General features: G+C 72.7%; 19 protein-coding genes. 8 read left to right on the forward strand and 11 right to left on the reverse strand.

Annotation, left to right across the window (positions count from 1 at the left end; genetic code table 11):
• Nucleotides 1–10: 10 nt before the first annotated feature.
• Both AC0OO9_RS26425 and AC0OO9_RS26430 read right to left on the reverse strand, forming a co-directional pair.
• Complete coding sequence (locus tag AC0OO9_RS26425) at nucleotides 11–1,147, reverse strand: hypothetical protein (RefSeq protein WP_484513131.1); 1,137 nt, start codon at nucleotides 1,145–1,147, stop codon at nucleotides 11–13.
• Nucleotides 1,148–1,249: 102 nt separating this feature from the next.
• Entirely contained in the window at nucleotides 1,250–1,651 is a 402-nt protein-coding gene (locus AC0OO9_RS26430) for a hypothetical protein (RefSeq protein WP_484513133.1), read from the reverse strand.
• 284 nt (nucleotides 1,652–1,935) lie between these two features.
• On the opposite strand from AC0OO9_RS26430, the gene AC0OO9_RS26435 reads away from it, so the two are divergent.
• A complete protein-coding gene (locus AC0OO9_RS26435; protein WP_484513135.1) occupies nucleotides 1,936–3,159 on the forward strand; it encodes a cytochrome P450 in 1,224 nt (407 codons plus the stop codon).
• Nucleotides 3,156–3,386 (forward strand): ferredoxin, encoded by a 231-nt coding sequence (locus AC0OO9_RS26440; protein WP_484513137.1) that lies wholly within the window; start codon nucleotides 3,156–3,158, stop codon nucleotides 3,384–3,386. Before AC0OO9_RS26435 ends, AC0OO9_RS26440 begins: the two co-directional genes overlap by 4 nt.
• A gap of 109 nt (nucleotides 3,387–3,495) precedes the next feature.
• Here the strand turns inward: AC0OO9_RS26440 and AC0OO9_RS26445 are convergent, their stop codons facing one another.
• On the reverse strand, nucleotides 3,496–6,147 hold the full coding sequence (locus tag AC0OO9_RS26445) for a LuxR C-terminal-related transcriptional regulator (RefSeq protein WP_484513139.1): 2,652 nt from the start codon (nucleotides 6,145–6,147) through the stop codon (nucleotides 3,496–3,498).
• A 626-nt stretch (nucleotides 6,148–6,773) separates the two neighbouring features.
• Here AC0OO9_RS26445 and AC0OO9_RS26450 point away from each other — a divergent pair.
• Nucleotides 6,774–9,404 (forward strand): lantibiotic dehydratase, encoded by a 2,631-nt coding sequence (locus AC0OO9_RS26450; RefSeq protein ID WP_484513141.1) that lies wholly within the window; start codon nucleotides 6,774–6,776, stop codon nucleotides 9,402–9,404.
• 69 nt (nucleotides 9,405–9,473) lie between these two features.
• The gene (locus tag AC0OO9_RS26455; protein ID WP_484513143.1) at nucleotides 9,474–11,174 is read left to right on the forward strand and encodes a thiopeptide-type bacteriocin biosynthesis protein; all 1,701 of its coding nucleotides are present in this window, start codon (nucleotides 9,474–9,476) and stop codon (nucleotides 11,172–11,174) included.
• A 47-nt stretch (nucleotides 11,175–11,221) separates the two neighbouring features.
• Here AC0OO9_RS26455 and AC0OO9_RS26460 read toward each other — a convergent pair whose 3' ends face one another.
• The 4 genes from AC0OO9_RS26460 to AC0OO9_RS26475 form a co-directional block, all read right to left on the reverse strand.
• Nucleotides 11,222–13,159, reverse strand: coding sequence for a TOMM precursor leader peptide-binding protein (locus AC0OO9_RS26460; RefSeq protein ID WP_484513144.1), 1,938 nt, complete (start codon nucleotides 13,157–13,159; stop codon nucleotides 11,222–11,224).
• Nucleotides 13,149–14,837, reverse strand: coding sequence for a hypothetical protein (locus AC0OO9_RS26465; RefSeq protein ID WP_484513146.1), 1,689 nt, complete (start codon nucleotides 14,835–14,837; stop codon nucleotides 13,149–13,151). The genes AC0OO9_RS26460 and AC0OO9_RS26465 overlap by 11 nt, the downstream gene beginning before the upstream one ends.
• A 129-nt stretch (nucleotides 14,838–14,966) precedes the next feature.
• Nucleotides 14,967–15,140, reverse strand: coding sequence for a thiazolylpeptide-type bacteriocin (locus AC0OO9_RS26470; RefSeq protein WP_132234202.1), 174 nt, complete (start codon nucleotides 15,138–15,140; stop codon nucleotides 14,967–14,969).
• Nucleotides 15,141–15,427: 287 nt separating this feature from the next.
• Nucleotides 15,428–15,742 carry a hypothetical protein gene (locus AC0OO9_RS26475; RefSeq protein WP_484513148.1) on the reverse strand — a complete coding sequence of 105 codons (315 nt, stop codon included), beginning with the start codon at nucleotides 15,740–15,742 and terminating at the stop codon, nucleotides 15,428–15,430.
• A 206-nt stretch (nucleotides 15,743–15,948) separates the two neighbouring features.
• On the opposite strand from AC0OO9_RS26475, the gene AC0OO9_RS26480 reads away from it, so the two are divergent.
• Nucleotides 15,949–17,199: a serine hydrolase domain-containing protein gene (locus AC0OO9_RS26480; protein ID WP_484513150.1), complete on the forward strand. Its 1,251-nt coding sequence runs from the start codon at nucleotides 15,949–15,951 to the stop codon at nucleotides 17,197–17,199.
• A 91-nt stretch (nucleotides 17,200–17,290) separates the two neighbouring features.
• Here the strand turns inward: AC0OO9_RS26480 and AC0OO9_RS26485 are convergent, their stop codons facing one another.
• Nucleotides 17,291–18,415, reverse strand: coding sequence for a hypothetical protein (locus tag AC0OO9_RS26485; protein ID WP_484513152.1), 1,125 nt, complete (start codon nucleotides 18,413–18,415; stop codon nucleotides 17,291–17,293).
• Nucleotides 18,416–18,563: 148 nt separating this feature from the next.
• Between AC0OO9_RS26485 and AC0OO9_RS26490 the strand changes: the two genes are divergently transcribed.
• On the forward strand, nucleotides 18,564–19,133 hold the full coding sequence (locus tag AC0OO9_RS26490; RefSeq protein WP_484513154.1) for a hypothetical protein: 570 nt from the start codon (nucleotides 18,564–18,566) through the stop codon (nucleotides 19,131–19,133).
• A 202-nt stretch (nucleotides 19,134–19,335) separates the two neighbouring features.
• Here AC0OO9_RS26490 and AC0OO9_RS26495 read toward each other — a convergent pair whose 3' ends face one another.
• The gene (locus AC0OO9_RS26495; RefSeq protein ID WP_484513156.1) at nucleotides 19,336–20,265 is read right to left on the reverse strand and encodes a LysR family transcriptional regulator; all 930 of its coding nucleotides are present in this window, start codon (nucleotides 20,263–20,265) and stop codon (nucleotides 19,336–19,338) included.
• Nucleotides 20,266–20,354: 89 nt separating this feature from the next.
• Here AC0OO9_RS26495 and AC0OO9_RS26500 point away from each other — a divergent pair, with 89 nt between their 5' ends.
• Complete coding sequence (locus AC0OO9_RS26500; protein ID WP_484513157.1) at nucleotides 20,355–20,906, forward strand: sugar O-acetyltransferase; 552 nt, start codon at nucleotides 20,355–20,357, stop codon at nucleotides 20,904–20,906.
• A 137-nt stretch (nucleotides 20,907–21,043) separates the two neighbouring features.
• On the opposite strand, the gene AC0OO9_RS26505 is transcribed toward AC0OO9_RS26500, so the two are convergent.
• Together AC0OO9_RS26505 and AC0OO9_RS26510 are read right to left on the reverse strand one after the other, a co-directional pair.
• Complete coding sequence (locus tag AC0OO9_RS26505) at nucleotides 21,044–22,306, reverse strand: DUF6357 family protein (protein ID WP_484513159.1); 1,263 nt, start codon at nucleotides 22,304–22,306, stop codon at nucleotides 21,044–21,046.
• A gap of 26 nt (nucleotides 22,307–22,332) precedes the next feature.
• A complete protein-coding gene (locus AC0OO9_RS26510; protein WP_484513161.1) occupies nucleotides 22,333–22,986 on the reverse strand; it encodes a hypothetical protein in 654 nt (217 codons plus the stop codon).
• A gap of 399 nt (nucleotides 22,987–23,385) precedes the next feature.
• Here AC0OO9_RS26510 and AC0OO9_RS26515 point away from each other — a divergent pair, with 399 nt between their 5' ends.
• A complete protein-coding gene (locus tag AC0OO9_RS26515; RefSeq protein ID WP_484513163.1) occupies nucleotides 23,386–26,571 on the forward strand; it encodes a penicillin acylase family protein in 3,186 nt (1,061 codons plus the stop codon).
• The last annotated feature ends 78 nt before the right edge of the window (nucleotides 26,572–26,649 follow it).

Genomic DNA, 26,649 nt, shown 5'->3' on the forward strand with positions numbered 1-26,649 from the left:
CTCCTGTCCGTCACTGAGGCGGTGTCGCGATCGCCGCCACCGCGGGGTGAACGACCCGCTGCTCAGGCCCAGAGAACCAGGTCAACGCGGTGGCGCTCTGACCGTCGGTCGCCGGCGCCAGGCTGGCGAAGACCCGCCCGGACCTGGTGCGTACCGACTGCGTCGGCAGTTGGCCCCTTACCCGGCTCCAGGAGCTGTTCGCCTCCAGGCGCCACAGGATCGGGGCGCCGTGGGCCCAGACGGATGCCTCCCCGCAGGACCAACCGATCGTGGTGGCGTACAGCAGGCCGTCCTCCCACCAGAGGTCGACCACCCGGGAACCCCGACCGTCCACGCCGAACGGGGTGGGGCCCTCCGCCGCATCGAGGCCGGGGGTCGCCTGCCTACGTCCGGTGGCCGGGTCCAGGACGGTGACGGTCGCGTTCTCCCGGCAGGCGTCGAAGTGACCGCCTTCGACGAAGGCCATTCGGGCTCCGCCGTAGGCGGTCGTGGCGGCGGCGGTCCCCCGGGAGACGGCGATGTTTCCCTTCGTCATGCCGATCCGCTTGACCTGCCCGTCCGAGGAGGCGAGCAGCAACTGCTCCGGCCCACCGTAGGCCGCCGTGGTGTCGAGATCGGCGCCAGCGAAGAGGGCCACCTCCGGCAGCCCGGCCAGGGCGGTGAGCTGCTGACTGAACCGCACCGGAGCGTCCACCGGTTCAGATGTGCCGTCCCGCCCCCGGGTCAACGCCAGCCGGTGGATCCTCCGCTTTCCGTCCACGACGAGGACCTCGTCCGTGCCGACGGAGATGCTGCTTGAGCAGCCGACACAGGGGAGGGAGAAGCTGGTCGCGGTTTTGCGGTCGATGACCGCGACCGTCGCCTCGTCCGTGCCTGCGGCGGCCACTGCGAAGACGTACCGGCCGCTACTGGTCCAGCCCGGTGCCGTGCGGTAGCCGGAAAAGTCGCCCTCGATCCGACGTACCAGCCGACCGTCGACCAGCAGGGCCAGCTCGTCTGCGGCGAGGTAGGCAAGGGTGGGTGGCTCCGAGGGCTCCGCAGGCGCGCTGGACGATCCGTCGAACGGGTCGGCCAGCGTCGCGGGATCCCGGATGAGGCGATGGATCAGAAGCCCGAGTAGCACGGCCGACAGAACGGTTGCGGCCATCACCACGGACTGCACCCGAGACATACGCATCGACGGACGACCCTCCACCTGACCTCGCACCACGAGCTTAGACCGCAGCTGTGACGGTCGCACTCCCCTCTGTCACCACCCGGAGGTCGGGGCAGACTCGGTGCCGCCAGTTGACGACACCGCCGAGCAGGGCCCGGCGGTTCTGACGACCCGGGCGCCCGGATCGGTGGCGTCGCCCGTCGCCGACATCTGCCAGGACGCGCACAGGGCCGCCAGGCCGTCCGGGGGCAATTCGTTGGCGAACAGGATGCGATAGACGCGCGTCTCGTGAAAGCCGGGCCTGACTTCGGGCGTACTCAGCCGCAGTGCGCCTGGCATTCTGGTCGCTGGTCGGTCGATGGCGTCACACCACCGACGGTCCCACACGGTCCACCCGGTGCTGACGAGTCCCACGGCAGAGTGATCCTCGGCGAGCAGGAACTCCTCGGCGAGTATGCCTTCGAGTTCTGCCGGATTACCGCCGATCACGGGCACGGTGTGGAGCAGGTAATAGTCCAGCAGCGGTTCCTATGGGCGTGCCCGTTCCAGTCGGTTGTCGTGGCGTGCTGTTTACCGCTCGGCGTCCGGTCGCCCTGTGTCGTCGCGTGCCGCCGGCTGCTGATCCGGCGCGACGCCGCCGGCCGGTTGCCCGAGCCGGCCCGGTGGGACGGTCGTGGGCGCCGCGCCGTTCGGGGTGACGGGGATTGTGTCGACCTTCGCCGATCGGTAACGTAGCGCATCGATATGGCTACCCGCTGCTATCGTCGGAGGTGGTCCATGTGACACGTGCCGTGGAGGCGGAACTGCCCCTCTGGCCGCCGGTCAATCCGACCCGAGGCCCGTTCACCCCGTTGGACGAAGCTGAACGAGACCGCTACGTCGGCCCGGTGAGGCGGGTGCGGCTGCCCACCGGGGCTCCGGCCTGGCTGGTCACCCGGCACGCCGACGTCCGCCAACTGCTGCGCCACCCCGCTTTCAGCTCCGACTTCCGCCGCCCCGGCTTCCCGTTGCTGCGCCCGCTGCCGCCGCAGGCGGCCGAGGACGGCAGGGGCTCGTTCATCCAGATGGACGGTGGCGAGCACTCCCGCCTGCGGAGGATGCTCACCGCCGAATTCATGATCAAAAACGTCCGCCGGATCGAGCCGTTGATCCAACGCACCGTCGACGAGGCGCTCGACGTCCTGGCTGCCGCCGGGCCTCCGGCCGACCTGGTGTCGTCCTTCGCCCTGCCGCTGCCGTCCATGGTGATCTGTCACCTGCTCGGCGTTCCCTATGCCGACCACGACTTCTTCCAGAGCCGCAGCCGCACCCTGCTCGACCGCGAGATGCCGCCGGCGCGGGTCCAGCGCGACTTCGAGGAGCTGCGTGACTACATCCGGGCGCTCGTCGACGCCAAGCGGGCCCGGCCCGAAGGGGCGGACGACCTGCTCAGCCGGCTGATCCGGGAACGGGTCGAGCCGGGGGAGCTCGATGTGGACGAACTGGTCGGGATGGCGCTGCTGCTGCTCATCGCCGGCCACGAGACCACCGCCAACATGATCGGGTTGAGCGTCCTGCGGCTGACCCGGGACCCGGGGCAGTACGCGATCCTGCGTGACGAGCCCGACCGGGCGGCGGAGCTGGTGGAGGAGTTGCTGCGCTACCTGAGCATCGTGCGGTCCGGCCTGCTCCGGGTGGCCACCGAGGACGTCACGATCGGTGGTCGGCTGATCCGGGCCGGTGAGGGCGCGGTCGTGGTGATCTCCCTGGCCAACCGGGACGCCGACGTCTTCGACGAGCCCGACCGGTTCGATCCGTACCGGCAGGCGCACCAGCAGGTGGCCTTCGGGTTCGGGGTGCACCAGTGCATCGGGCAGCCTCTCGCCCGGGCCGAGCTACGTATCGCGCTGGTGGCGCTGGCTCGCCGCTTTCCCGGCCTTCAGGTGACGGCCGCGCCCGAGGAGTTGAGCACCCGGGACAGCTCGGTCGTCTTCGGACTCGACGCTCTGCCGGTGACCTGGTGACCGCCGGCGGCCGGCCCGTCGGCGAGGAGGCGACGGTGCGGGTGGAGGTCGACCGGGACGCCTGCTGCGGGTCGGGCAACTGCGTGCTCGCCGCGCCGGAGGTCTTCGCGCAGGACGACTCCGACGGGCTGGTGCTGCTGCGGGCCGCCGTGCCGCCGGCGGCAAGCGGCGAGCGCGTCCGTCGCGCCGCCGATCTCTGTCCGGCCGGGGCCATCCGGGTCGTCTGAGGCCGCCGGAGCCTGCGCTCTCCGACCTCCGGGAGCGCCGACCCTGGGGCGTCCGTCACCCTTTTCAGGCGTACGCCGGGCGACGCTGACGGCCGGCGTTCCGCTCGCCTCACCGAGGTTCCCCGGCCGGCGTCGTCGGGTGCGACCGGAGCATCGCCCGGGCCAGGCTCGCCCGGTTCGACACGCCGAGCTTGCGGTAGATCCGGCCCAGGTGGGTGTCGACCGTACGGACGCTCAGGAAGAGCCCGTGTGCGACCTCCACGCTGGTCATACCGCGGCTCACCAGATCGGCGATCTGCCGTTCACGCTCGGTCAGCACGGCCAGCGGGTCGCCGCCCCTGGTTGACGTGTCCGGGACGAGACGGCTCTGCTGTCGGCGAACCCGATCGACCAGACGGGCGGAACCGCACTGTTCGGCGAGCGCGGCGGCCCGTCCGAGCCAGGCGCGGGCATCGTCGGTGCGGCCGGCGTCGACCAGCACGGTTCCCGCCGCCGCCATCGTCCGGCACAGGTCCAGGTCCAGTCCGCGACCGGCGAAGCATTCGACTGCCTGCTCCGCGTCGGCCAGCGCCGGGCTGGTCTCCCCGCGTGCGGCGTACAGCCGCATGCGGGCGCGCATCAGGAAGCCCTGACGGCTGACGGAGAGGTTGCGCACCGAGGCCTCGGCCAGGTCGACCCACCGGCTCGCGTCACGCGTGTCACCCATCCGCAGCGCGGCCATGGACAGCGCCTCGTACCACCGGGACCGGTTCGGCGGGGCGATCCGTGGCATCTCCGGGCCGCCGAGAGCGTCGAGCATCAGCCGACGCCCGCGTTCCGGCTCCGCCACCTTGATCAGCAGGTCCGCCAGGAGGCAGGGCACGATCGCGTCCTCGGCCGGCCCCTGGTCCCGGATCAGGGCGAGGGCCTGGTCACCCAGGGCGATCACCGCGGCGGCCTCCCGGTCGGCGTCCTGCCAGTACCGGACGAGCGCGAGAAACGCGGCGACCGAAGCCCGGGCCGTCGACGTGCCTTCCGGTTCGAGCAGTTCCGCAGCCTCCTCCAGGGTGCGGCCGGCCCGGTCGAGTAGTCCACGTTGCAACTCCACCGCCCCCAGCGAAGTCAGGATGGCGGGAAGGATGAACCGTTGTCCGGTTCGGCGGGCCTCGTCGGCACCCCGGGACAGGTGCCGTTGCGCCTCGGTGAACCGGTGCAGGGCGTCCTCCGTCGCGCCCACCAGGTAGAGGGCCGGCAGGTTGGTGACGACGCTGCTGTCCGGCGTGGTGTCCACCAGATCGGCCGCGATGTCGGCGGCCCGGTCCGCGGCGTCGCTGTCCGCGGCGAGCAGGTGCGCCATCGCCATCTGGGCGACGGCGGCCGCCTCCCCGAGCCGGTCCCCGTGCTGCCGGGCGATGGTGGCGGCCTCGCGGGCGTTCAGGCGGGCGGCTTCCTGATCGAGCCGGTCGAGGGCGAGTGCCGCCAGTTCCGTGTGCATGGCCACGGCCGTGGAGGGAGCGGAGGGATGGTTGCCCCGCAGCGCGGCCAGCCCCTCCCGGATCAGAACCGACGCCTCGGCGTGCCGGCCCTGGAGCCGGCGTACCCGGACGGCGTCTGCCATGGTCGAGGAGAAGTCCCCACCAGGTATGCGGATCGCCCGGGGTAGGAAGGTGTGCACCAGTTGCTGCACGTCGCATCGACCGCCGCGTAGCAACTGGGCCCGCAGGGCCAGCACCTGCGCTTCGTACCAGCGGTCGTCGCCCTCGGGCAGCAGTTGCAGCGCGGCCTCCAACCACTCCAGGGCATCGGCCGGTGCGTCGTGCATGGTGCTCCGCGCCGCGTCGATCAGGACGGGCAACTGCTCGGGACGGCCCGTGTCGAGGGCCCGGGCGATGTGGTGGGCGCGCTGGGTGACCGGAGCGCCGCGAGCCAGCAGTTCGGTCTCCACGCGCTGGTGGGCGGCGAGGCGTTGGCTGGGGCCGATCTGCGCGTAGACGAACCGACGGACGACGTCGTGCCGGAACGCGAAGCGCGGCAGCACCTGCACCGGGCGCATCAGGTCCAGCTCGGTGAGGGTGTCCAGGGCCAACAGTGTCTCCGTGACGTCCAGTCCGGCGATCGCGGCGAGCAGTTCCGCCGAACCGGGGGTACGCAGCACGGCGGCTGCCTGGGCGACCCGCAGTTCGCGGTCGGCGAGTTCGGCCAGCTCGCCGAGCAGGATCAGGTGCGCGTCGGTCATGGCCTGCGCGTCTGCGGCGGCCAGCAGTTGCAGGTAGAGCGGGTTGCCGTCACCCTCGGTGTGCAGCCGGGTCAGGTCCGGCCGGTCACCGAGCAGCTCGCGGGTCTGGCCGAGGTCCAGTGGACCTAGTCGGTGCTGGGTGAGCTGGCCGCGTGCGGCCGCCCGGGACAGCACCGCCGCCGCCCCACGCGACAGTTGCCGGTCCCGGTAGGCGAGGACCAGCAGCACCGGCGCGGTGGTGGTCAGTTCGATCAGCAGCTGCATCTGGTCCCGGTGTGCCGTGTCGAGCAGGTGCACGTCGTCGAGCAGGACGAGGGTGGGTTCCGCTCCCACCACGACCGGCGGACCGGTGCCCGTCCGGCCGGTGGCGGCGACCACCGTGAGGGCGTGTGCCCTGCCCTGCGCCGCGAGGGCGGAGATCAACGTGGTCTTGCCGATGCCCGGTTCTCCGGCGAGGGCGACGGCTGCGCCGGTTCCCGTGTGCAGGCCGTCGAGCTGACGACGGAGTGCGGCGAATTCCGTCCGGGGCAGCGGGTGACCGGTCATCCGACCGGACCTCCGTCGAGCTGGTACGAGCCGGTCTGTCGGGGTGGGCGTCATCGGGCGGTGTCGCGGGACGGCCGTTGGCTGTGGGTGCGTAACCGCAACCCCAGTGTGATCAGAGAAGGCCGTTTACCTGGCATTACGGATCCTTAGGGGGAAGATCCTCTTTGGGGATGTCGAGTACACAAGGCGGACGCTTCGTAGTCAACAGCTCACCGCACTCTTCGATCCGGCCAGATCTCGAGTTGATCGGTCCAGGTGTAGTTTCCCGGCGGAGGAAGGATTGCCGTCGATCTGGCACTGGGGTAGAAAGACGGCGGGGCGTTGATTCCAGCGGGGCGACGAGCGTGCCCGCCGCCGTCCGGCGCTGGTCGAGGTCAATAGAGCCGCAGTCCCAGGCGGCAGTCCGCAGGGCTCCGGCAGGGCCGCCGAGTCGTGCACGTTGACGACGGTCAGTTCGGACACCATCCGGAGAAGTACGCAACCGGCTACGCAGCCGGCACCTGCCCCCGAGTACGTAACCGGATCCGTAGTTGTGCGGACGCCTCCCACGGCCACGGCTGCGAGTGTCGGCGGACACGCCGTCACCGTCCTCCACCAGGAAGCGGTCACGGGGGAGAGGAGACAGGATGATCGGGACCACGGTCGGCGGGACGCCGGCGCCGGGCGTACGCCGGGTCGGACCCGTCACCCGAGCGCCCGAGGTCACTGTGGCGCCGTACGCGATGGTGCGGGTCGCCGGTGTCACCCTCCCGGAACCGTCGGCCGTGACCGAGGAGTTCCGGGGCGTCGCCGCCCGCCTGCTGGAGCTGACCGCGCGCGCCGAGCGAATGGCCGCGGCGCTCGCCGACGTGCTGCACCAGCAGGTCGTCCGGGCCGCTTCCGACCAGCGTCGGGTGCTGCTGGCCCTGCGCCGCGACGTGCACAACGGGCGCAGCCCGTCGGTGGTGTCGCGTGCCCGGCTGGCCGGCTGGACCGACCACCTGCCCGGCCTGGCGTCCTGGCTCGGCCTCCGCGACGACATCGACCGGCACACCGCGGAACTCGACGCCCTTCTCGCGCCGGCGCTCGCCGCCGACCGGGTCGCCCTGGCCGGGCTGTGCCGCGCCGAGGAGCTGTCCCGGGCCGTCGCGCTGACCAGCGTGGATCTGCTGCGGGCGCTGCGCCGGGCGGCCGAGCAGGGCCCGGCACCCGACGACCGGGCCCGCAAGTCGGAGGCCACCGTGCTCCGGTACGCGATGCGGGCGGCCACCAGGACCGTGCCGCTGTCCTGGTTCACCCGGGTGGGCTGGGGCCGTTGGGACGGGCCGGTGCCGGACCCGACCGGCTCCACGGAGGTGGTGGCGGTCGCCAACGCCGACCGGGCCACTCTGTCCGCCCTCGTCCACGCCGTGCTCCGGCACCCCGACCGTCGCGGCGATCTGCCCCACACCCTGGCGCCCGGCCTGTGGGTGGACGGGGCGGTGATCCGGCTGCGTCGCCAGACTCAGGCCCCCGACGCGCCACCCGGGGTGCAACGGGAGGAGGCGCTGACGCTGCCGCTGACCCGGGCGCTGCGACACCTGCTGGATCTGCTGGAGCCCGGCGGGGTGGCGACGCCGCACCAGCTCGCGACGGAACTGGCCACCCGGTTGTCCCGTCCGGCGCCGCAGGGGTCCGCGGCGGTTCGGGCGTACCTGCACGCGCTCGTCGAACAGGGCGTGCTCCGCCCCGCGTACCCGGTGGACCCGCAGGCCGTCGACGGCCTCGCTGCCGTCGCCGACTGGCTGGCCGGGATCGGCCTGGCCGACGTGGCCGTGTCGCTGCGGGAGATCGATGCCAGGACCACCGCGTTCGCCGGTCTCGACGCGACCGAACGGCCGGCGGCCCTGGCCGGGCTACGCTCCCGCTGGGACGCGGCCTTCGCCCAGCTCGGCGCGGACCGCACGGGTCGTCCGCAGCCCCTCACCGAGGACGTGACCCTGGTCCGCCCCGTGGGCCTCGGCCGGGCCCACGGCCGGGACCACCGGGGCACCCTCGCCGCGCTGACCCCGCTCTTCGAACTCCTCGACCAGCACGCGGTGGTCCGCCGCCTGGCCCGGGACCGCTTCGTCGCCCGCTACGGCGTGGGCGGCCGCTGCGGGTCGCCGACGGAGTTCGCCGAGGAGTACGGTGCGGTCTGGCAGGCGACGCACCTGGTCGGCGTCGACGGCACCCTGGACCCGACGCTCGACCTCGCCCCCGGTGACGAGCTGCGCGAACTGGCCCGGCTCCGGGCCGACCTGGTGGCCGCCGTCACGACCGACGACGACGGGAACCTGACCGTCCCCGACGGGCTGCCCGACGACGTCGCCCCCAGGCTGCCCCGGTGGCTCACCAGCCGACCCGGCTCGTACGCGGTCTTCGGACAGTCCTGCCACGACGGCGCGTCGTTCTGTGTCAATCACGTGTACGGCGGATGGGGCCGGTTCACCAGCCGCTTCCTGCGGCAGCTCCCTCCGGAGGCCGAAACGGCAGTCGCCGCCCAGCTCCGGCGCCACCTCGGCGCCCGGGTGGCGCAGCTCCGCCCGGTCAACGGGTTCAATGGCAACCTGCATCCGCTGCTCGTCGGCGACGAGATCGCCGACGACCGCCGCCACGGCACCCTGGTCCCGGACGACCTGCACCTGGTCCACGACGTCGCCACCGATCAGGTCCGCCTGGTGGTCACCGCCACCGGTGAACCGTTGGACGTGGTCTATCTCGGGTTCCTGGTGCCGGTGATGCTGCCGGAGCGCCTGACCAGCATGCTCACCGACGTGGGCACGGGATCGGTCGGACCGGGCAGGGCCATGGCGGCCCGACAGCTCCGCCGCACCCCGGTCGGCCCGGTCTGGCGCCGGCCCCGGCTGCGGTACCGGGAGGTGGTCCTCTCCCGGGCGGACTGGCGGCTCTCCGCGGACATCGTCGCCGCCTGGCGGGCCGAGCTGGACGCCCGGCCCGCTGAGGTGGGACGCACCGCCGTGCGCTGGCGACACCTGCTCGGCCTGCCCGAGCACGTCTTCGTCAGCGCCGCCGCCGTCGACGGCGCGAAGGGGTTGACGGCGTTCATGTCCTACCTGGAACAGCCCCGTTCCCAGTACGTCGACCTCGCAAGCCCGCTACACCTGCGGTGCCTGTCCCGGACCCTGGCCCGCTACCCGGACGGCGTCGTCCTGGAGGAGGCACTGCCCGCTCCCCGTCCCGGGCAGCCGGCGACGGAGGTCGTGATCGAGCTGTACCGTACGGGCACCGATGGGTGAGCCCCGGTCGACGACCGCCGCCGACGTCGTCCTGCCGCGCCGGGTTCCGACCTGTCCGGAGGAGTTCCCATGCCCGTGACCGCCGCCCCCGTCCACCCTGGGCAGAGCTCTTTCCACAGCCTGCACTGCTATCTGCACTGGAGTGCGGAACACGTCGACGACTTCATCACCGGCACACTCACACCGCTCATGGAGGGGCTGCGTCGGAACGGGACGATCGCCGACTGGTTCTTCATCCGCTACTTCGACGACGGTCCACACCTGAGGGTGCGGGCGCGGGGCGCCGAGGCGCACGAGCACCGCCGGTGGCAGGAGCAGTTGGTGGCCGCGGCCCGGGCCGCCGACCATCCGCTGCTCGACCTCGGCACCGCCAGCCGTCCGGGCTGGCCGGGGCACGCACAGGCCCGGCAGGTCGACTACGAGCCGGAGACCGAGCGGTACGGCGGCCCGGCCGCGCTGCCGGTGGCGGAGACGGTGTTCGGCACCTCCAGCCGGATCGCCGCCGAGGTGGTCGCGCGTACCCCGGGACCCGGCCAGCGGATGGTGGCGGCCACCGACCTGGTCCTCGCCACCCTGATCGCCCTCGACCTGGACATGCTCGCCGCGGCCCGATGGCTGCGCCGCAGCGCGAGCGCCTGGCGGTGGCACCCGGAGAGCACCACGCTGACTGCGGGCACCGTGCAGGGGCCGGCGCTCGCCGCAGCCACCACGCAGGCCCGCTCGGTGGTACGGCGCTGGCACGAGATCACCGCCTCCGTGGCGGACGGCTCCCGGATCCGGGACCGGTGGGCCGCCCAGGTGCGCGCCGCCCGCGCCCAGCTGGAGAGCTCTGCCGGCGGCGGCGACCAGTGGGTCGGGGTGTGGGCGTCCCAACTGCACATGCTGCTCAACCGGTTGGGCATCATGCCCGACGAGGAGCGCTCCCTCTACCACTTCCTCGCCGCCGCCCTGCTGGCGCCGGACGGCCCCACCGATTTCTTCGCCGACGGCACCGCCAGCCCCGACCGGCGGTACCTGGCGGCCAGCAGCTACGCCCCGGGCCGGATCGAGTGGCAGCGGCCGCGGACGTCGGGCCGGAGGCGGCACGGCGACCGGCGACGGTCCGGCCCACCTCTGGCACTTCCCCCCGCCGCACCAGTGACGGCCGCGCTCGGCGACGCGCTCACCGCGCGGGCCAGCGGACGCGGTACGCTCTGCGGCCCGCTGGACGCCGCGCACCTGGCCACTCTGCTGTGGACCGCCAGCGGGGCGGGTGATCGGGCCGGCAGGCCCGGGGTCCGCCGACCCTACCCGAGCGCCGGCGCCAAGTACGCGGTCCGGCTGCGCGTGCTGGCCCGGGACGTGGCCGGCGTCCCGGCCCACCAGTACGACGTCGACGCCGAGTCCCGGCTCCTGCTGCCCACCGGCCCGGTGCCCACCGACGCCGAGCTGGCCACCGCGTCGATGTGGTTCGAGGCCGGACCGACGACGCCGTCGGCGGACACCCCGGCCAGCCAGGAACGGATCGATCTGTCGGCGCTGCCGGCGCTGCTCGGGGTCTACGTCGACCTGCCCGTGCTGCGGGCCACCTACGGCCTCCGGGCGCTGCGCTTCGGCATGCTGGAGGCCGGTCACCTGGCCCAGAACCTGGCCCTCACGGCGGCGGCGACGGGACTCGGGCTGGGCATGGTCGGTGGGTTCTACGACGACATCGCCAACGAACTGCTCCTCCTCGACGGGGTCGACGAGGTTCTCGCCTACCTGCTCCCGGTCGGCCGGCCCGGCGGGTGACTGCTGGCGGTCGGGCCCGACCCCCTGGTTGGGCCCGGGAGGGACGGTCACGGGAAGGGATGCGGATGCAGTGCCAAGTCCTCGTAGCGGGGCCGCCCGGGCAGGCGGCCCAGCGCCGCCGGCACGGTCAGCAGCCGGGGCAGCCCCCGCGTCCGCCGGTTCAGGTGACCGAACGTCATCGGCAGGGTGCCGGGGACGACGACCTTGGCAGCATGCAACCCGAGGGCCTGCCGCAGCTCGGGGATGCTCTGGTCGACGACGACCGGTTCCACCCCGGCCCGGTGGTGCAGGTCCGCGCAGAGCGCGCCGAACAGGGCCGCGAGGTCCTCGACGGGACGGGGCAGCCCCGGCCACACCTCCCGCCAGGCCCGCGTCCGCCCGGCCCCGAGCAGGAACTCGTAGCGCGGCCGTGCTTCCGGCAGGCAGTGCAGCATCATGTGGTCGTCCATCTGGCGGACCAACGCGGCATCGTCGAGCATCGGCAGTAGCCGGTCGCGATCCGCCCGCGCCGAATCCCCCTGCCACGTGCCGCGTACCTCGTGGACGTTGACGACCAGCTCCACCACGGCTGAGTGGATCGCCGAGAGGGGATCCAGGTGGGCGCCGGCCGCGAAGAACGCCGTCGGCGCCCCCACGGCGGGCATCCGGTGGTGCGCCAGCGCGACGACCGCCGGCACGGCCAGGTCGGTGGTGGCGTCGAACAACCGTAGGTCGTAGTCGAGCAGGTCCAGATCGTCGGCGAGGTGCCCGACCAGGTCGAGTTCGTCGGGGAGCGCGACCTCCACCAGCGGGGTACGGGCGTACCAGGCCACCAGGAAGGCGTCCCGCTCGATCACCTCGAACAGGCCGTGCAGGGCCGCCTCCTCCAGGCTGTTGCCGAGACCGCAGCCGTTGGAGGACTCCGACAGGAAGGTCGCCGACGGGCGCTGCCCGGGGTCACCCCAGTACGCCGCGTGCTCCGGCACCGCCACGGGCTTCGCCCGACTGGGCGACCACCCCGGCACCCACCACGTCGGCACGTCGGGGGCGTACGGGATGTGGTGGGCGCTGGGCAGGTCGGGCAGACCTAAGGCCGCGGGATCGACGGCGAGCTCCGGTCCCAGCTCCGCGAAGGACGCCCACTGCCGGGCGGCGGGCCCGTGGGGGGCGTACCCGGCCAGCCGTTCCACCGCTTCGAAGAGCGCCAACCGGTCAGCCTCCGCGGCGGTCGTCGCCCGGCCGAAGCCCGTCACGGTGACCGCCGGACCGGCGACCACCGCCCTGGTGACCGGCAGCCCGTACTCCTCGTGCCGGTGCAGCTGGACGACGTGGCCCAGCCGTGGCTCCAGCAGTGCCCGGCGAAGTCCCGCCAGGTCGGTCGCCGGGTTGGGCCGGCGCAGCCGTACCGGGTCGGCCGGCGGCTGACCGCTGCCGGTGAGTGGCGTCCCAGGTGGAGCCGGGGGCTGCCGGCTGAGGCATCCTTCGCAGCGGATCCCCACCGGCGCCACCGGATGGGCGGACACGCTCCCGTCGGGCGGGACGACCCAGAGCCGCGCGGCGGCGGACTGCGGCTCGGCCAGCGCCGACCGGACCACCGCGGCGAGTACGGGCAGCAGGGCCGGCGCCGGCCGACCGCCGAGCCGCAGCTCGGCATCACCGTGCGGCGTCCGGCCGCCCGGCGCCGCCAGCCTGGCGGCCTCCAGGCAGCGCAGGCAGGTGGCACTGTCGGCGCCGACCAGCGGACCCACCAGCGCCGTACCGCCGTCGAACCGGACGGGCAGGACAGCCCCGGTGCCCCGGTCGGCCAGCCCGCTCAGCAGCGCCGGACTCCACCGGGTCGACACCACCACCGCCGGGCCGGAGCCGGCCCACCTGTCGTCATCGGCCAGTACCGGGTACGGCGACCCCGCCCCCCTCAGCGCCTCGGCGAGCTGGCCGGCCAGGTCGGGGACCGGCCGCCGGGGACCGTCCCGGTCGTCCCCGGGCAACCGAGGGTCACCGGTCATCGCCGGCCCGCAGGACGACGAGCCCGACCGTACGCAGGGCGGCGGCCAGCGGAGCTGGCGGCGTCACCACGACCGGCTCCGCGGGGGCGCCGACGAGGGTCCGCAGTGACCGCCGGAGGGCGTCCTCCCGTTCGGACCCGTCGGGCATGGGCGCGGCCGAGCGGCTCACCCGTGGCGACGCTCCGCAGGGGCCGTGCGAGTACGGCGGACCGGGCCGGTGTGCACGCCAGCCGACCGTGGCGACCGCGGCGAGAGCGGCGAAGGCGACCGCGTCGTGGGCTGTGGCCTCGATCGCCCAGCCGAGTTCCATCCACCCACCGGGGTCCGTCGTGTCCGGGCCGCACACGACGGCCAGCTGCGCCCCGGGGGCGAGGCGGCGGACGTGCACGGTCGCCGGGACGCCGAGGCGGCGGGTCAGCGTACGCCACCAGCGGCGGGCTGCCGGCGCGTCGAACGCCGACGGGGGGACAGGCTCGCCTGACGTGACGCCGGCCGAGGCCACCGACCGGCGGGCGAGGCGGCGCAGCAGCACTCCCTCGGCATGGCTGCGGTCCACCCCGCAGGCCAGCAGGGCGGCCCCTCCGGTGGACACGCTGAGCAGCTCCACCGCTGCCAGCGTGGCGTGCAGCCGCGCCGTGGAGGTGTCCGGACCGTGCCCGGTGACGAGCGTCCCACCGGCCGGGCCGGGAACACCGCCGACCCGGCACCGGGCCAGTCCCACCGGCAGTTGTGGCAGATCGTCGAGCTCCACCGGCGGCAACACACCGAGTTCCGGGTCCGTGAGGGAGGTGGGTAGGCCCGCGTGGACGGCGTCGTCCCGCCGGTCGGGGGCGTGGACCGCCGGTGGCCGTACGCCGGGCGGCCACGGGTGGGCGGTGGCGCGCAGCGGGTCGTTCCGTACGACGAGCGCCGTCGGCGCGGTCGGGTCGGTCAGCTCGGCGAGCGCGCCGAGGAGCCGGTGCGCGGCGCAGGCGCCGGCCACCACGGAAACCGGGTCGCCAGGGGCCGTCGCCGCGCTGCCGAGCCCGAGCCGCTCGGCGATCAGGCCGGACTGGGCCCGCAGATGCGTGCCCGGGCCGACGGGGGTGACGTAGCCGACCGTGGCGCTGGCCCCGGTCACCACGGCACGCCCGTCGCTGGCGGCGAGGGTGACGCGTCCGGCGTCGGGCGGTGCGTCGATGCGGGTCGCGGCCCGCCGGACCCGGGCTCCGGCGGCGGTCAACGCCTCGATCGCGGCGGTGGCAGCGGGGCCCGCTCCCGTGACGGTCACCGGTTCCCGGCCGATGCCGGCCCAGGACGCGGCGGGGTCGGTGGCGACCGAGGCCAGCCAGGTGGCGACGGCGGGTGGCGGCACCGAGGCCGGCCCGCGGGCGTCGGCGGGGGCATGGGCGTACCCGGTGCCGGCCCAGTGCTCCGGCACCCGGACCAGCAGGTCGTGTTCCCGCAGCAGGTCGGCCAGCCGGTACAGGGCGAGGGCGACGGGCGGGCGTGGCGACAGGTCGCGCAGGTCGGCTGTGGTCGGTTCGGACGCGAGGCGCCGGGTGAGCAGTTGCCAGAGCCGCCACAGCTGTGGCGCGCCGTCCAGGGTGAGGCTGGTGTCCCAGGACCGCAGGTGCAGCCCGCCGTCGATCCGGGTCGCCTGCACGGTGGGGCGGAGTTGCCACGAACTGGTCGACATCTGCTCGCCTCACCGGTCGGGAAACGGCTGGGGTCGTCGGAAGTGGTCCGGGGCTGAGAGGGCGACTGCCGCCGGGCCCGGCGACAGTCGCCTCGTCACTCAGGCAGCGCGGTTCGCGCTCCACGGCGGCTACAGCATCGGCTCGTCCGGACTGATGGAGCAGGAGCAGGACGCCAGGCAGGCGCTGATCCGGGACGCCCCGGTCTCGGGGATCGCGACGGTGTCGCGCATGACCGTCACGGTCAGGCCGCTGAGGTCGAGATCGTCGAGCTCGAACTCGTCGTCTTCTCGTTCGATCGGCATGTGGTCACCTCCCTTCGAGGTGGGATGAGGCCCGGGCACGCCGGGATGGCAGAGATTCTTCCGGCGGCCGGTGCGGGGCGTCGTCAGTAGTTTTGCCGACATCACTACTTACCCACGCTCGGGAGCCACCGTTGCCTGCCCGGCCGGGGCCCCCGCCCCTGGGCGACCCCTTGATGGTGACGTGTCGAAGTCATGCGGGGCGGAAACCCGCAGGGGCGCAGGGTGTGATGCCCGGCTCGCGTGCGAGCCGTCTGCGTGCCGGTGCTGACCGGCGCGTCGGTTCCGCTTCAGGCGCAGCCGCGGTACTGCAACGCGGCGTCCTTCATGTAGGCCCAGAGTGCCAGGCCGTTCCAGTAGTCGTAGGTGAGTGTCCAGCCGTTGGCGGTGTTGCCGGTGGGGCCGGTGACGACCTGTCCGTAGCGGCGGGTGCCGTACAGGGTCGACTCGTTGGGGGCGGTGTACATACCCGCGTAGTCCCAGACGACGGTGAAGCTGCTCGTCGTGCAGGCCGCCTGCGCCGGCCCGGCCGGCACGAGGGCCGTCAGCGCGGTCGCCGCGAGGCAGGCCGCCGTCGTGTGCAGTAGCAGTCGTCGAACGGTCATCGCGTCATCCTATCGATGAATGTGGACGAATGTACTTCGGCTGTGCCGTCAGCATGACGCTCTGTCGACGGAGAGCTGGGACTCTCCCGCGTGGGTCGGAGCCCGGGTCATTCCCGGTGGGGAGGCCGATGTGGGTCCGCAGACGGACGCTTCCGGTTGTCGGCCCGGGGCACGATGGGCAGCAGTCACGTCACACGGGAGGCGACATGCACCTGTCACGCCGCAGTTTCCTGCTGGCCACCACCGGTACGGCACTCGCGACGCCCCTGCTGGCCGGTGCCGGCCCGGCACTCGCGGCCGGCCGTCCGCCCGCCGGGTCGTTGCCGGACGCGGCGCTCACCGCCGACCTGCGCGCGATCACCGAGGCCGGAATGCCCGGTGTGTTCGCCGAGGCGCGCGACGGACGGGACCGGTGGCGGGGCGCCAGCGGGGTGGCCGACGTGACGACCGGTCGACCGGTGCTGCCCGGGTTCCAGCACCGGGTCGGCAGCATCACCAAGACCTTCGTTGCCGCGACGCTGCTGCAACTCGTCGGTGAGCGCCGGATCGCGCTGGACGCCCCGATCGGCCGGTACCTTCCGGAGTTCGCGGTCGCCGGGGTGACCGTCCGGATGCTGCTCGACCACACCAGCGGCATCAGCGACTACGACCACGTCATCTTCGCCACCCCGGAGGACATCGAGCGGCACCGGTCCACCACGTTCACGCCGCGTCAACTCGTCCAGGCCGGCCTCGGTCAGCCGTCGACCGGGGCACCGGGCGCGGCCTTCTCCTACTCGAACACCAACTACATCCTGGCGGGGCTGATCATCGAGCGGGTCACCCGCCGGTCCGCCACCGACGAGGTGCACCGGCGGATCCTCCGGCCGCTGGGGCTGCGGCACACGTACTTCCCCGGCGTGCGTCCCCGGATCGCCGGCCCGCACAGCAGGGGCTACGTCCCGTGGTACGAGGGTGAGCTGCGCGATTTCAGCGTCAGCAACATGTCCTGGGCGTGGACGGCCGGGGCACTCGTGTCGACCATGGCCGACCTGAACACCTTCTTCCGGGCGCTGCTCGGTGGCCGGCTGCTCCGCCCGGCCCAACTGGCCGCGATGAAGACCACCGTGCCGTTCGACCCGGCTCAGCCGGAGGTCGGCGGCTACGGTCTCGGCCTCTACCGGATGACCTGGCCCACCGGCGACGTCTGGGGGCACGACGGCCTGGTCTTCGGGCACAGCGCCATCTCGCTGCACACTCCGGACGGTCGGCGGCAGGTGAGCCTCGCCCAGAACGTGACGCACTACGCGCTGCCCGGCACGCCGGACCCGATCGGCGAGGCGGCCGGCAGGTTCCTGAACACGGCACTGGTCGGGGAGAGCGGCGTCGCGGCGCGGACCGCCACCGCCGCCCGGGTGCCGGCGGTCGTCCCGGCGCCGGGCGCACCGACGCTGGTCAGGCCACTGCCGCAGCGCTGACGCTGGCGCCCGGCAGCCGCGACCGGACACCGTACTCCGGTCGCGGCTCCCGGGCGGCCGCCCCGCCGACCCGCTCGCCCGCGTGACCGGTTCAGCAGGTCATGTCGACCTCCAGGACCGCGACCTCGTGCCGGCCGACCAGCAGCACGGTGGTCTGTGGATCCTCCTCGAAGTCCTCGTCGTCGGGTGGCCAGGTCGTCGGCAGCAGGCCGGCGTAGCCGATGTGGACATCGGCACCCGTCCGGGCCAGGACGAGATCGATCAGGTCGTCGCCCAGGAACGTCGCGAGGTGGTCGGCCGGCAGCTCCGGGAACTCGTCGATGCCGTCCCAGCCCCCGTCGAACAGCTCGCTCAGGTGCAGGCGTACCAGATTGCGGAGACCGGCACGCAGGTCGGCGGCCGGTACGGGCCGGAACGCCTCCTCGTCGTGTTCGTCCGCGTCCTCGCGGTTCTCGACCCACCAGCGGGCTGCGGCGGCCAGCGGGTCGCCGCCTCCGGGGTCGAGCCGGCCGATCCGGAACCGGAAGGTGACCGGGCTGTTGTTGTTGACCCAGAGCAGGTCGCTCAGCAACGTCATGATGCAGGCCAGCCGGGTCCGCAGGGCGGCGTCGGCACCGTCGGAGTCGGTGACAGGGGGCTGTCGAACTTCCGGAGCCGGATGCAGCGAGACCCGCAGGGTGCTGCCGTCGAAGTCGCGGTGCAGCAGGTGCAGCGGCGCCGGCCGGTCCGGCTCGTCCGGCCGCTCGCTGTCGGTGGTCAGCCGGAGCAGATCGGCGTACGGGCCGGCCAGCTCGTCGGCGAGGAACCGCACCAGCACTTCCGCGCGCCGGTCGGGTGTCCCCACCACGGCCGAGATCAGCCTGACGAGTTCGGTTGCCACCTCCTCGTCGGTGCGCACCGGCTCGTACGACCGTCCCGGCCCGACCGACACCCGACTGGTCAGCACCGTCGCGCCGGTGACCTCCGGAAGGTCGGCGGCGCTCGCGATCTCCGTCAACGGCGGCGGCTCCGGCCACTGCTGATCCCGGCGGGACCTGGTCCGCCCGGACATCACCGTCGACGACCAGCCGGCAGCGTGCTCCGGCGACCACATTGCCATCAGCCACACCGCCGCCACGCGTACCCAGTGCTGGTTCGTCAGCCGGCGGCCGTCCTCCCGCTCGACCGGGTCGGGCTGTGGGTACCAGGAGTCGGTGTAGGCCGTGGTGCGTTCCACTGCGGCAACCCTTCCGCGTCGGGGAGGTGCGAAGGTAACAGGCGGCGGTGACACTCTTGTCCACAGTGTGGGGACGGGCGCCGTGGTCTGCGCGCGGCCGGTGGCGTCACGGCCGGAACTGTCGGTCGGGGCTCCTACGATCACGGCCATGTCGGCTGCCTTCACCGCGCTGTGGACCCAGGACGTCTGCCGGGAGCTGCGCAGGCACCGGGTCGGCGAGCGGCCTCCGGTGGCGTTCAGCGGCGTGCACCAGTCCCTGCCCAGTTGGACCAGCGTCGGGGTCGGCGACTCCGTCTTCGCGCTGCACGTCAACCGTTGCGTGCTGCACGTGGTGAGCCGGCTGCGCGTCGTCGACAAGCAGCGGCGTGACTGCTGCGGCAGCGCCCCGGTGACCTGGCGGGACCCGGCCCATCCGGGCCACGACGCCTGGGCGATGCTCGGTGCGGACGGGTGCGGAGCGGTCCCGGTGCATGTCGAGGCCACCCCGATCCGCTTCGACGTCACCGTTCCCGGTGACCTGCTCGGCACGCTGACCTGGCGCAACCGGCGCGGTGACCAGCGCACCCTGAAATACGTCGTCGACGGCCGTCTCGAGCGCTCCGTCAGCCTCCAGGGCGTCTACCGCCTGACCGACGAGTCCGCCGCCGCACTGGGCGCTCTGCTCGACAACGCACCAAACCTCAGCCGATCGGCACAGCCGCCCCACACGGCCCGCTGAGTCCTGGCCGGCGCTGGTGCGGGCCACCGATGATGATGGCCATGGCCACGTCCCGACAAGCCGACACAGCCACCGCCGCCGGTCAGCCGCCCGACGACGACGGCCCGGCTGGGCTCGTTCACGGGTACGTCGGTGGCCCTGACGCCACGTTCCTGGCGGACATCCGTCGACTAGGACCTGGTCTGTTGAATCGGGCGGCTGGTCAGTGGGTCACCCAGTCCGGGACCCACACGTCATCGGTGGTTCGCGGTCCTGAGGCTCGCAGGTGGTCCCGCAACGCGGTCAGCACGGGGTGCTGGTCCCCGGTGCGTGTGAGCAGCACGTGCGGGTAGAGCGGGGTCGGTTTGCGCAGGGGGATACGGCGCAGGTGGTAGTTCTGGGGCCATAGGTAGCGGTCCCCGCTGCCGACCAGGGTCGCCAGCGAGGCCGAGTCCGCCAGGGCGTCCATCAGGGCCTCGTCGCCGAAGTTGGGGCCGAGCGCGTCGATACCCAGGCCGAAGGCCTGCGACAGCGACCGGTAGAACTGCGCCCACTCGGTGCCCGGCCTGATCCCGGGGATCCAGATGCGGTGTCCGGCCAGGTCGGCGGGCCTGACCCAGGCCGCGCTGGCCAGCGGGTGATTGGGCCCGACCAGGAGTTCCAAGGGCGAGTCCAGGAGCCGTTCGGCGCTGATCCCGGCCGGGACCTGGTCCGCGGCCAGGGCGCGGAACGAGGCGTCGATGGTTCCTTCGAGTACGGCCCGGGCGGCCTGGACGGCGTTCTCCTCGTTCAGCGTGACCGCGTCCAGGGTGGCCTCTGGACGGGATCGGTAGAAGCGGTAGACGGCCTGGGCCGGAGCGATGCGCCGGTTGAGGACGTCCACGCGCAGCGGGCGAACCCCGGGGCGCGTGGCCTGCTTGGCCTGTTCGACGGCGGACAGCACCTTCTTGGCGTGCGGCAGGAAGACCTGCCCGTCCAGGCTCAGCCGGGAGCCGCGGGAGGTGCGTACCAGCAGTGCGACTCCCAGGTGTTTCTCCAGGGCCGCGACCCGTTTGGAGGCCGCCTGCTGGCTGATCCCGAGCTCGTCGGCCGCGGCCTGGAACTGGCCGGCCCCGGCCACGGCCACGAAGGTGCGCAGCGCTTCGACATCCACACCCCACTCTATGGTCACAACCAGTGGTTGTGTCTGGGTGCGTGCGCGGTTGTTTGATCGCGCCTTCCCCGAGGTGTTGTGATCAGCGCATGCCCACCACCACGGACCAGCTCATGTATGTCCAGACGCCCGAGTTCGCGCGCTATGCGGAGCGGATCGCACAGGTGACCGACGCGACCTCGCGGTTGAACGCGCTGCCGTTCAGCGACGCCGAGGGCCGCGCTGAACTACTGACGGTTGTCTTCGGCGCTGCGTTGCCAGAGTCGGTGACGATCTACCCGCCCTTCTTCACCGAGTACGGCCTGGGCACGACGTTCGGGAAGAACGTCTTCGTCAACCAGGGCTGCACGTTCATGGACCACGGCGGCATCCGCATTGGCGACAATGTCATGATCGCCCCGAAGGTCAGCCTCATCACCGGCGGCCACCCTCTGCCGCTGGCCGAGCGGCGCGAGTACGTCTCCAACGCTCCGATCGTGATCGAGGATGACGTCTGGATCGGCGCGGCCGTCGTGGTCACTCAGGGCGTGACCATCGGTGCCGGAGCGGTCGTGGCCGCCGGCGCTGTCGTCACTCGTGACGTGCCTGCCCGCACCCTGGTCGCGGGAGTGCCCGCACGGGTGGTCAAGGCGATCGACTGACCCCGTCCGGGCGAGCGCGCCGGCATCCAACTCCCAGCCGGCGCGCTCGCCCGGAGAGGCGTTCTGTTCCCCGATGTGGAGCCACGCCCCGCGCAGATCTCGAGCCCTCCGCTGGCGAGCGTGGGTTCCCTCTGGGACTACCGGGCGTCGCGCCGACGACGCGCGCGCTCGAACTCGGCGACATCCGACATCCAGGGACCGTGCTGTTCGAGTGCGGCGCAGCCGCCGCGGACGAAGGCGCGCACCAGGTTGCGGTACCCGCCGATTCCGTCGACCAGGCTGTACTGGACCTGGTACTGCGGATCCGACCCAGCTTCCCCGTGTCGCACAGTCGTGATCCGGGCGATGGAGTCCGCGTAGAAGTGCAGCTGGATCCCCTCGCCCATCTCCTCGTCCTCGATGGTGAACACTTCGTTGTCCGCGGCAGAGCGATCGGCGACGAACTCCCAGAACTCGGCGGAGGCGGTGCGGGGACCGTCCCGTAGCCACTTCTTCTCGCCGCCCTTGTCATCGGTGAACGACAGGGCCGTCTTTCCCGCACTCTCACCGAGGTCGGCGTGGTCGTCGGCAGCCTCCTCGTCGTCTTCCGCCGGGGTCCTCCTGGAGCGGTCCGCAGCCTCCGAGCACATCAGAAAGCTCACCGTCCGCACCGCGTCATCGACGAGTTCGGGGTACGCGCGGCGCACGGCCGCGTCGACCGTCGCCGCCATCCGGTCCCAGGCGCGCTTGTCCGTGGCCCGGTGTCCCCGCCGCGGATCGAGGCCGATCCGCATCCCGGCGCATGCCTGCTCCGCGGTGGCGATCACACGCATGACCTGGGGGAGCAGCGCGGGGTCGACGGCATCGGGTATCCGCCTGGGAATCGTCGCGCCATGCAGATACTGGCCCGTGTACCGCAGAATCGCGGCGTCGAGTGGCCCGAGGACCGCTCCGCGCTCGGCGCGACGGCGGTCGGCGTGATATTCCTGGGCACGTTTCTCGTTCGACCCCTCCGTCGCCGCGCGCATCGCCTCGCAGACCTGGCCGCGCTCAAGTAGTTCGATGTCGGCGCCATGGGCGACGAGCCGGCTCCTGTCCCACCGGATGCGCCGGAAGAGCGCGTCGACGTCCGCGGGCGAGGAGAGCAGGACCGGGTCCAGGAGCGCGACGGCAGCGTTCTCGTCGAGCCGGCCCCGGGTTCCGGCGGCGTCGCACAGCGGAAGGAGCGCACTCCACAGCAGTAGGTGGCGGGCCAGGTCCTCCTGGATCACCGCGAGATGGGCCTCCCCGATCGGGAACGTGAACGTGCGGGGCTCATGGTTGGCGTCGGCCCCGGCGGCGAGCATCAGCTTCAGCTCGCCGTCCTCGCGGATCACGTTCGGGATCCAGCCGCTGCCACGGGTGAAGACGACGTCCCTCACGGCTCAGGCCTCCCCGCACCGGCTGTTCACGACCACCGTGCGGCTTCGACGTCGAGGCGTGGGTCGGTGCGTACCCAGACCTCGCCCCCGGCGGCCCCGGCCGGGGCGTCGACTCGTTCGAGACCGAGGAATTCGATCAACTGGAGCAGTTCGGCTCGTTCGGCCCGGTCGTCGTCGACATCGTGCGACTCGAAGAAGACGTAGTACTGGTCGCTCGGGTCGACGATCCCCGAATCCGCCCAGATCCGGCCGACTTCTTCGATCGCCGCTGCTTCCGTCGTGATCGCGGCGGCGCGGGCGGCACCGCGGGTCTCGGGTGACGCGTCGAGGTCCGAGAGGTCGGAGAACCACTGGCCGAATCGGTCGAGGCCGGCGTATCCGTTCTCGAAGAACAGCATCGCGCTCGGGAGGTAGCGGTTGGGCCTGTCGACCTGGAGGTGTTCCGACCGGGGTCGGTCCGCGTCCCTGGTCCGGGAGATCATCCCCAGCCGGGGCATGAGTGCCAGACTCTGCCCCGCCTGTTCATCCGTGATGGTGTAGGTGTCGGACTCGCGACCCCGGAAGAACGCGGAGAACGCTACGTAGGCCGCCTGGGGGTCACCCACCGAGACGTGTTGATCGTTGCCATCACCCACCGAGAAGACGAACTGCTTCGGTCCGGGTCTGTAGGGGCGGGCCATGTGCGTCCTCCGGTCAGGTGTGGCAGCTCCACCACCGTAGTGGATCAAAGCGGAACTGCCTGCGGCCCTGGTCACAGGCGTACGGTGCGCGCCGGCCCTGCGCGAGCGACCAGCCGCGCGCAAGCCCTGAACCGGACCAGCCCTGAAGCGGGCCCGCGCATCGCAACCGGCGACTCACCGACCGACGCCTCCGGGGGACGGCGCCGGCGGGCGAAACGTCGGCATTGGCGGTTGGTGAACGACTGCTATCCCGGGCGGTGGTCGGCCGCCGATCATTGCCCCGAGATAGATATGAGCCAATCTCACCTCCGGGTGGAACGCCCGGGCGCGGAGGACGAGACGTCGGTACGGCAGCCGGGCGTACCGAAGGCCGACTCCGCGTCCCCCGGAGGAATTCTCATGCCCCGTCCCCCACTCCGCGCCAAACTCGCGGCGTTCACCGCCGCCGTCCTGACCGCGAGCGTCCTGACCGTCACCCCGCCGTCACCGGCGCTGGCCGCCAGCACGTTCGCCGCCAACGACTACTGCCTCGGCCAGTGCGCCGACATCCTGCCGCCCGGGCAGAACGGCAACGCGACGCTGGCCGCCATCCTGGCCCACCAGGCGCTCGGCACCCGCCCCGCGCACTCCAGCGACCAGCTCGACGAGTACGCGAACCTGGTCTACAACTACGCCGGGCTGACCGACGAGCAGATCGCCCACTTCTTCAACGACGCCTCCTTCGGCGTCCCCGCCGCGCAGGTCGAGAGCACCGTCTCGCCGCGCGCCGACGTCACCATCGTGCGGGACAAGGCCACCGGCGTCCCGCACATCACCGGCACCACCCGCGCCGGCACCATGTTCGGCGCCGGCTACGCCGGGGCCCAGGACCGGCTCTGGGTGATGGACCTGCTGCGCCACGTCGGCCGCGGCAAGGTCACCTCGTTCGCCGGCGGCGCCCCCGGCAACCGGGAGCTGGAGCAGAGCGTCTGGGCCAACTCGCCCTACACCGAGGCGGACCTCCAGGCCCAGGTGAACGCGCTGCGCACCAAGGGCGCCCGGGGCCAGCAGCTCTACACCGACGTGGTCGACTACATCGCCGGCATCAACGCCTACATCGACAAGTCGATCGCCGACGACAACTACCCCGGCGAGTACGTGCTCGCCGGCGCCGGCAAACCGAAGCACTTCACCATGACCGACCTGATCGCCACCGCCGGCGTGATCGGCGGCCTCTTCGGCGGGGGCGGCGGCAGCGAGATCCAGTCCGCGCTGGTCCGGGTGGCCGCCCGGGCCAAGTACGGCGCCGTCGAGGGCGACCGGGTGTGGGCGGCGTTCCGGTCGCAGAACGACCCGGAGACCGTGCTCACCCTCCACGACGGGCAGAGCTTCCCGTACGGCGCGACGCCACCCGGCGCGACCAGCGCGGTGCTCCCCGACGCCGGCACGGTGGTCGCCGAGCCGCTCGCCTACGACCAGACCGGCGGGGCCGCCGCGCGCACCGGCGCCAGCACCGCCACCCAGGAACTGGTCGGCGGCCTGGCCAACCTGCGCGCGCACGGCATGTCCAACGCGGTCGTGGTCTCCGGACGGCACACCACCACCGGCAACCCGGTCGCCGTGTTCGGCCCGCAGACCGGCTACTTCGCCCCGCAACTGCTGATGCTCCAGGAGTTGCAGGGGCCGGGCATCAGCGCGCGCGGCGCCGCGTTCGCCGGGCTGAACCTCTACGTGCTGCTCGGCCGCGGCCAGGACTACGCGTGGAGCGCCACCTCCGCCTCGCAGGACCTCACCGACACCTACGCGGTGCCGCTGTGCACCACCGACGGCAGCGCGCCGACGCTGCGCAGCAACCGCTACCTCTACCACGGGCAGTGCCTCGCCATGGAGACGCTGGAGCAGCGCAACTCCTGGTCGCCGACGCTGGCCGACTCCACCCCGGCCGGGTCCTACACGCTGCGCGCGCTGCGCACCAGGTACGGGCTGGTCGCCTACCGGGGGCTGGTGAACGGGCAGCCGACCGCGTTCACCAAGCTGCGCTCCACCTACCGGCACGAGGCCGACTCGGCGATCGGCTTCCAGGCCTTCAACGACCCGTCGGCGATGGGCAACGCGGCGGCGTTCCAGACGTCCGCCGCGAGCGTCGGGTACGCGTTCAACTGGTTCTACGTCAACTCCACCGAGGCGGCGTACTTCAACTCCGGCTCGAACCCGGTCCGCCCGGCCACCGTCGACCCGAACCTGCCGGCGAAGGCCGAGCCGGCGTACGAGTGGGTCGGCTGGAACCCGGACACCAACGACGCCACCTACATTCCGCTCTCGGCCCACCCCCAGTCGGTCAACCAGGACTACTACGTGAGCTGGAACAACAAGCAGGCGCGGGACTTCGGGGCGGCGGACGGCAACTTCAGTTTCGGCTCCGTACACCGGGGTCAGTTGCTCGACGGCCCGGTGCGCGCGGCGATCGCCCAGCGCAAGCTCGGCCGCGCCGACGTCGTGAAGATCATGGCGGACGCGGCGGTGACCGACCTGCGCGGCCAGCAGGTCCTCGGCGACCTGCTGCGGGTGCTGGACAGCGCGCCGGTCACCGACCCGGCGCTGGCCGACGCGGTCGGCAAGCTGCGGGCCTGGCAGCAGGCCGGCGCCCGGCGGGTGGAGACCACGCCCGGCTCCAAGGTCTACCAGCACGCCGACGCCATCCGGATCTTCGACGCGTGGTGGCCGCTGCTCGCCTCGGCGCAGTTCCGCCCCGGCCTCGGGCCGGACCTCTACGCCGCGCTGGTGGACGCCATCGAGGTCAACGAGGCGCCGTCGGGCGGCCAGAACGGCGGGCGCGACGGCGCCGCGAGCTGGGCGTTGCAGGGTCAGGCGCACAAGGGCTCGGCGTTCCAGTACGGCTGGTGGGGTTACGTCGACAAGGACGTGCGCACCGTGCTCGGCGACCCGGTCGCCGGCGGCCTCGGGCGGGCGTACTGCGGCGGCGGCAACCTGGCCGCGTGCCGGACGGCGCTGCTCGGCGCGCTCGGGCAGGCGGCGGCCGTGCCGGCCACCACCGTCTACCCGGGCGACAAGTCCTGCTCCGCCGGCGACCAGTGGTGCGCCGACTCGATCGCCCACTCCGGGCTCGGCGGCATCACCCACCCGGTGATCGCCTGGCAGAACCGCCCCACCTACCAGCAGGTCGTCTCGTTCCCGGCCCGCCGGGGCGACGACGTCACCAACCTGGCCCAGGGCCGCCCGGCCACCGCGTCGAGCACCCAGTTCCTCACCAGCCACACGCCGGACAAGGCGGTCGACGGCAGCCTGGGCAGCCGCTGGGCCAGCAGCTACAACGACAACCAGTGGCTCCGGGTCGACCTCGGGGCGGCCCGCACCGTCAGCCGGGCGGTGCTGCGCTGGGAGTCCGCGTACGGCACGTCGTACCGGATCGAGGTCTCCGGCGACGGCAGCTCCTGGACGCCGGTGTTCGCCACCACCACCGGCAACGGCGGCGTCGACAACGCCACCTTCGCCCCGGTCGCCGCCCGCTACGTGCGGGTGTACGGGCTCAAGCGGGCCACCTCGTACGGGTTCTCGCTGCACGAGTTCGAGGTCTACGGCCGGTGACGCCGACGGCCGGCCGGCGGGAGCCCTCCCGCCGGCCGGCCACCGTCCGGGCAGGTCAGCAGCCGCTCGTCGAGCACA

Source organism: Micromonospora sp. USAFONa4 (assembly GCF_057197825.1).

Bases quoted from the DNA above. Each gene is read 5' to 3' on its own strand.
- AC0OO9_RS26455 (WP_484513143.1), top strand. From the start codon at position 9,474: ATGCCCGTGACCGCCGCCCCCGTCCACCCTGGGCAGAGCTCTTTCCAC.
- AC0OO9_RS26510 (WP_484513161.1), bottom strand. From the start codon at position 22,986: ATGGCCCGCCCCTACAGACCCGGACCGAAGCAGTTCGTCTTCTCGGTG.
- AC0OO9_RS26460 (WP_484513144.1), bottom strand. From the start codon at position 13,159: ATGACCGGTGACCCTCGGTTGCCCGGGGACGACCGGGACGGTCCCCGG.
- AC0OO9_RS26470 (WP_132234202.1), bottom strand. From the start codon at position 15,140: ATGCCGATCGAACGAGAAGACGACGAGTTCGAGCTCGACGATCTCGAC.
- AC0OO9_RS26515 (WP_484513163.1), top strand. From the start codon at position 23,386: ATGCCCCGTCCCCCACTCCGCGCCAAACTCGCGGCGTTCACCGCCGCC.
- AC0OO9_RS26480 (WP_484513150.1), top strand. From the start codon at position 15,949: ATGCACCTGTCACGCCGCAGTTTCCTGCTGGCCACCACCGGTACGGCA.
- AC0OO9_RS26465 (WP_484513146.1), bottom strand. From the start codon at position 14,837: ATGTCGACCAGTTCGTGGCAACTCCGCCCCACCGTGCAGGCGACCCGG.
- AC0OO9_RS26490 (WP_484513154.1), top strand. From the start codon at position 18,564: ATGTCGGCTGCCTTCACCGCGCTGTGGACCCAGGACGTCTGCCGGGAG.
- AC0OO9_RS26450 (WP_484513141.1), top strand. From the start codon at position 6,774: ATGATCGGGACCACGGTCGGCGGGACGCCGGCGCCGGGCGTACGCCGG.
- AC0OO9_RS26445 (WP_484513139.1), bottom strand. From the start codon at position 6,147: ATGACCGGTCACCCGCTGCCCCGGACGGAATTCGCCGCACTCCGTCGT.
- AC0OO9_RS26475 (WP_484513148.1), bottom strand. From the start codon at position 15,742: ATGACCGTTCGACGACTGCTACTGCACACGACGGCGGCCTGCCTCGCG.
- AC0OO9_RS26500 (WP_484513157.1), top strand. From the start codon at position 20,355: ATGCCCACCACCACGGACCAGCTCATGTATGTCCAGACGCCCGAGTTC.
- AC0OO9_RS26425 (WP_484513131.1), bottom strand. From the start codon at position 1,147: ATGGCCGCAACCGTTCTGTCGGCCGTGCTACTCGGGCTTCTGATCCAT.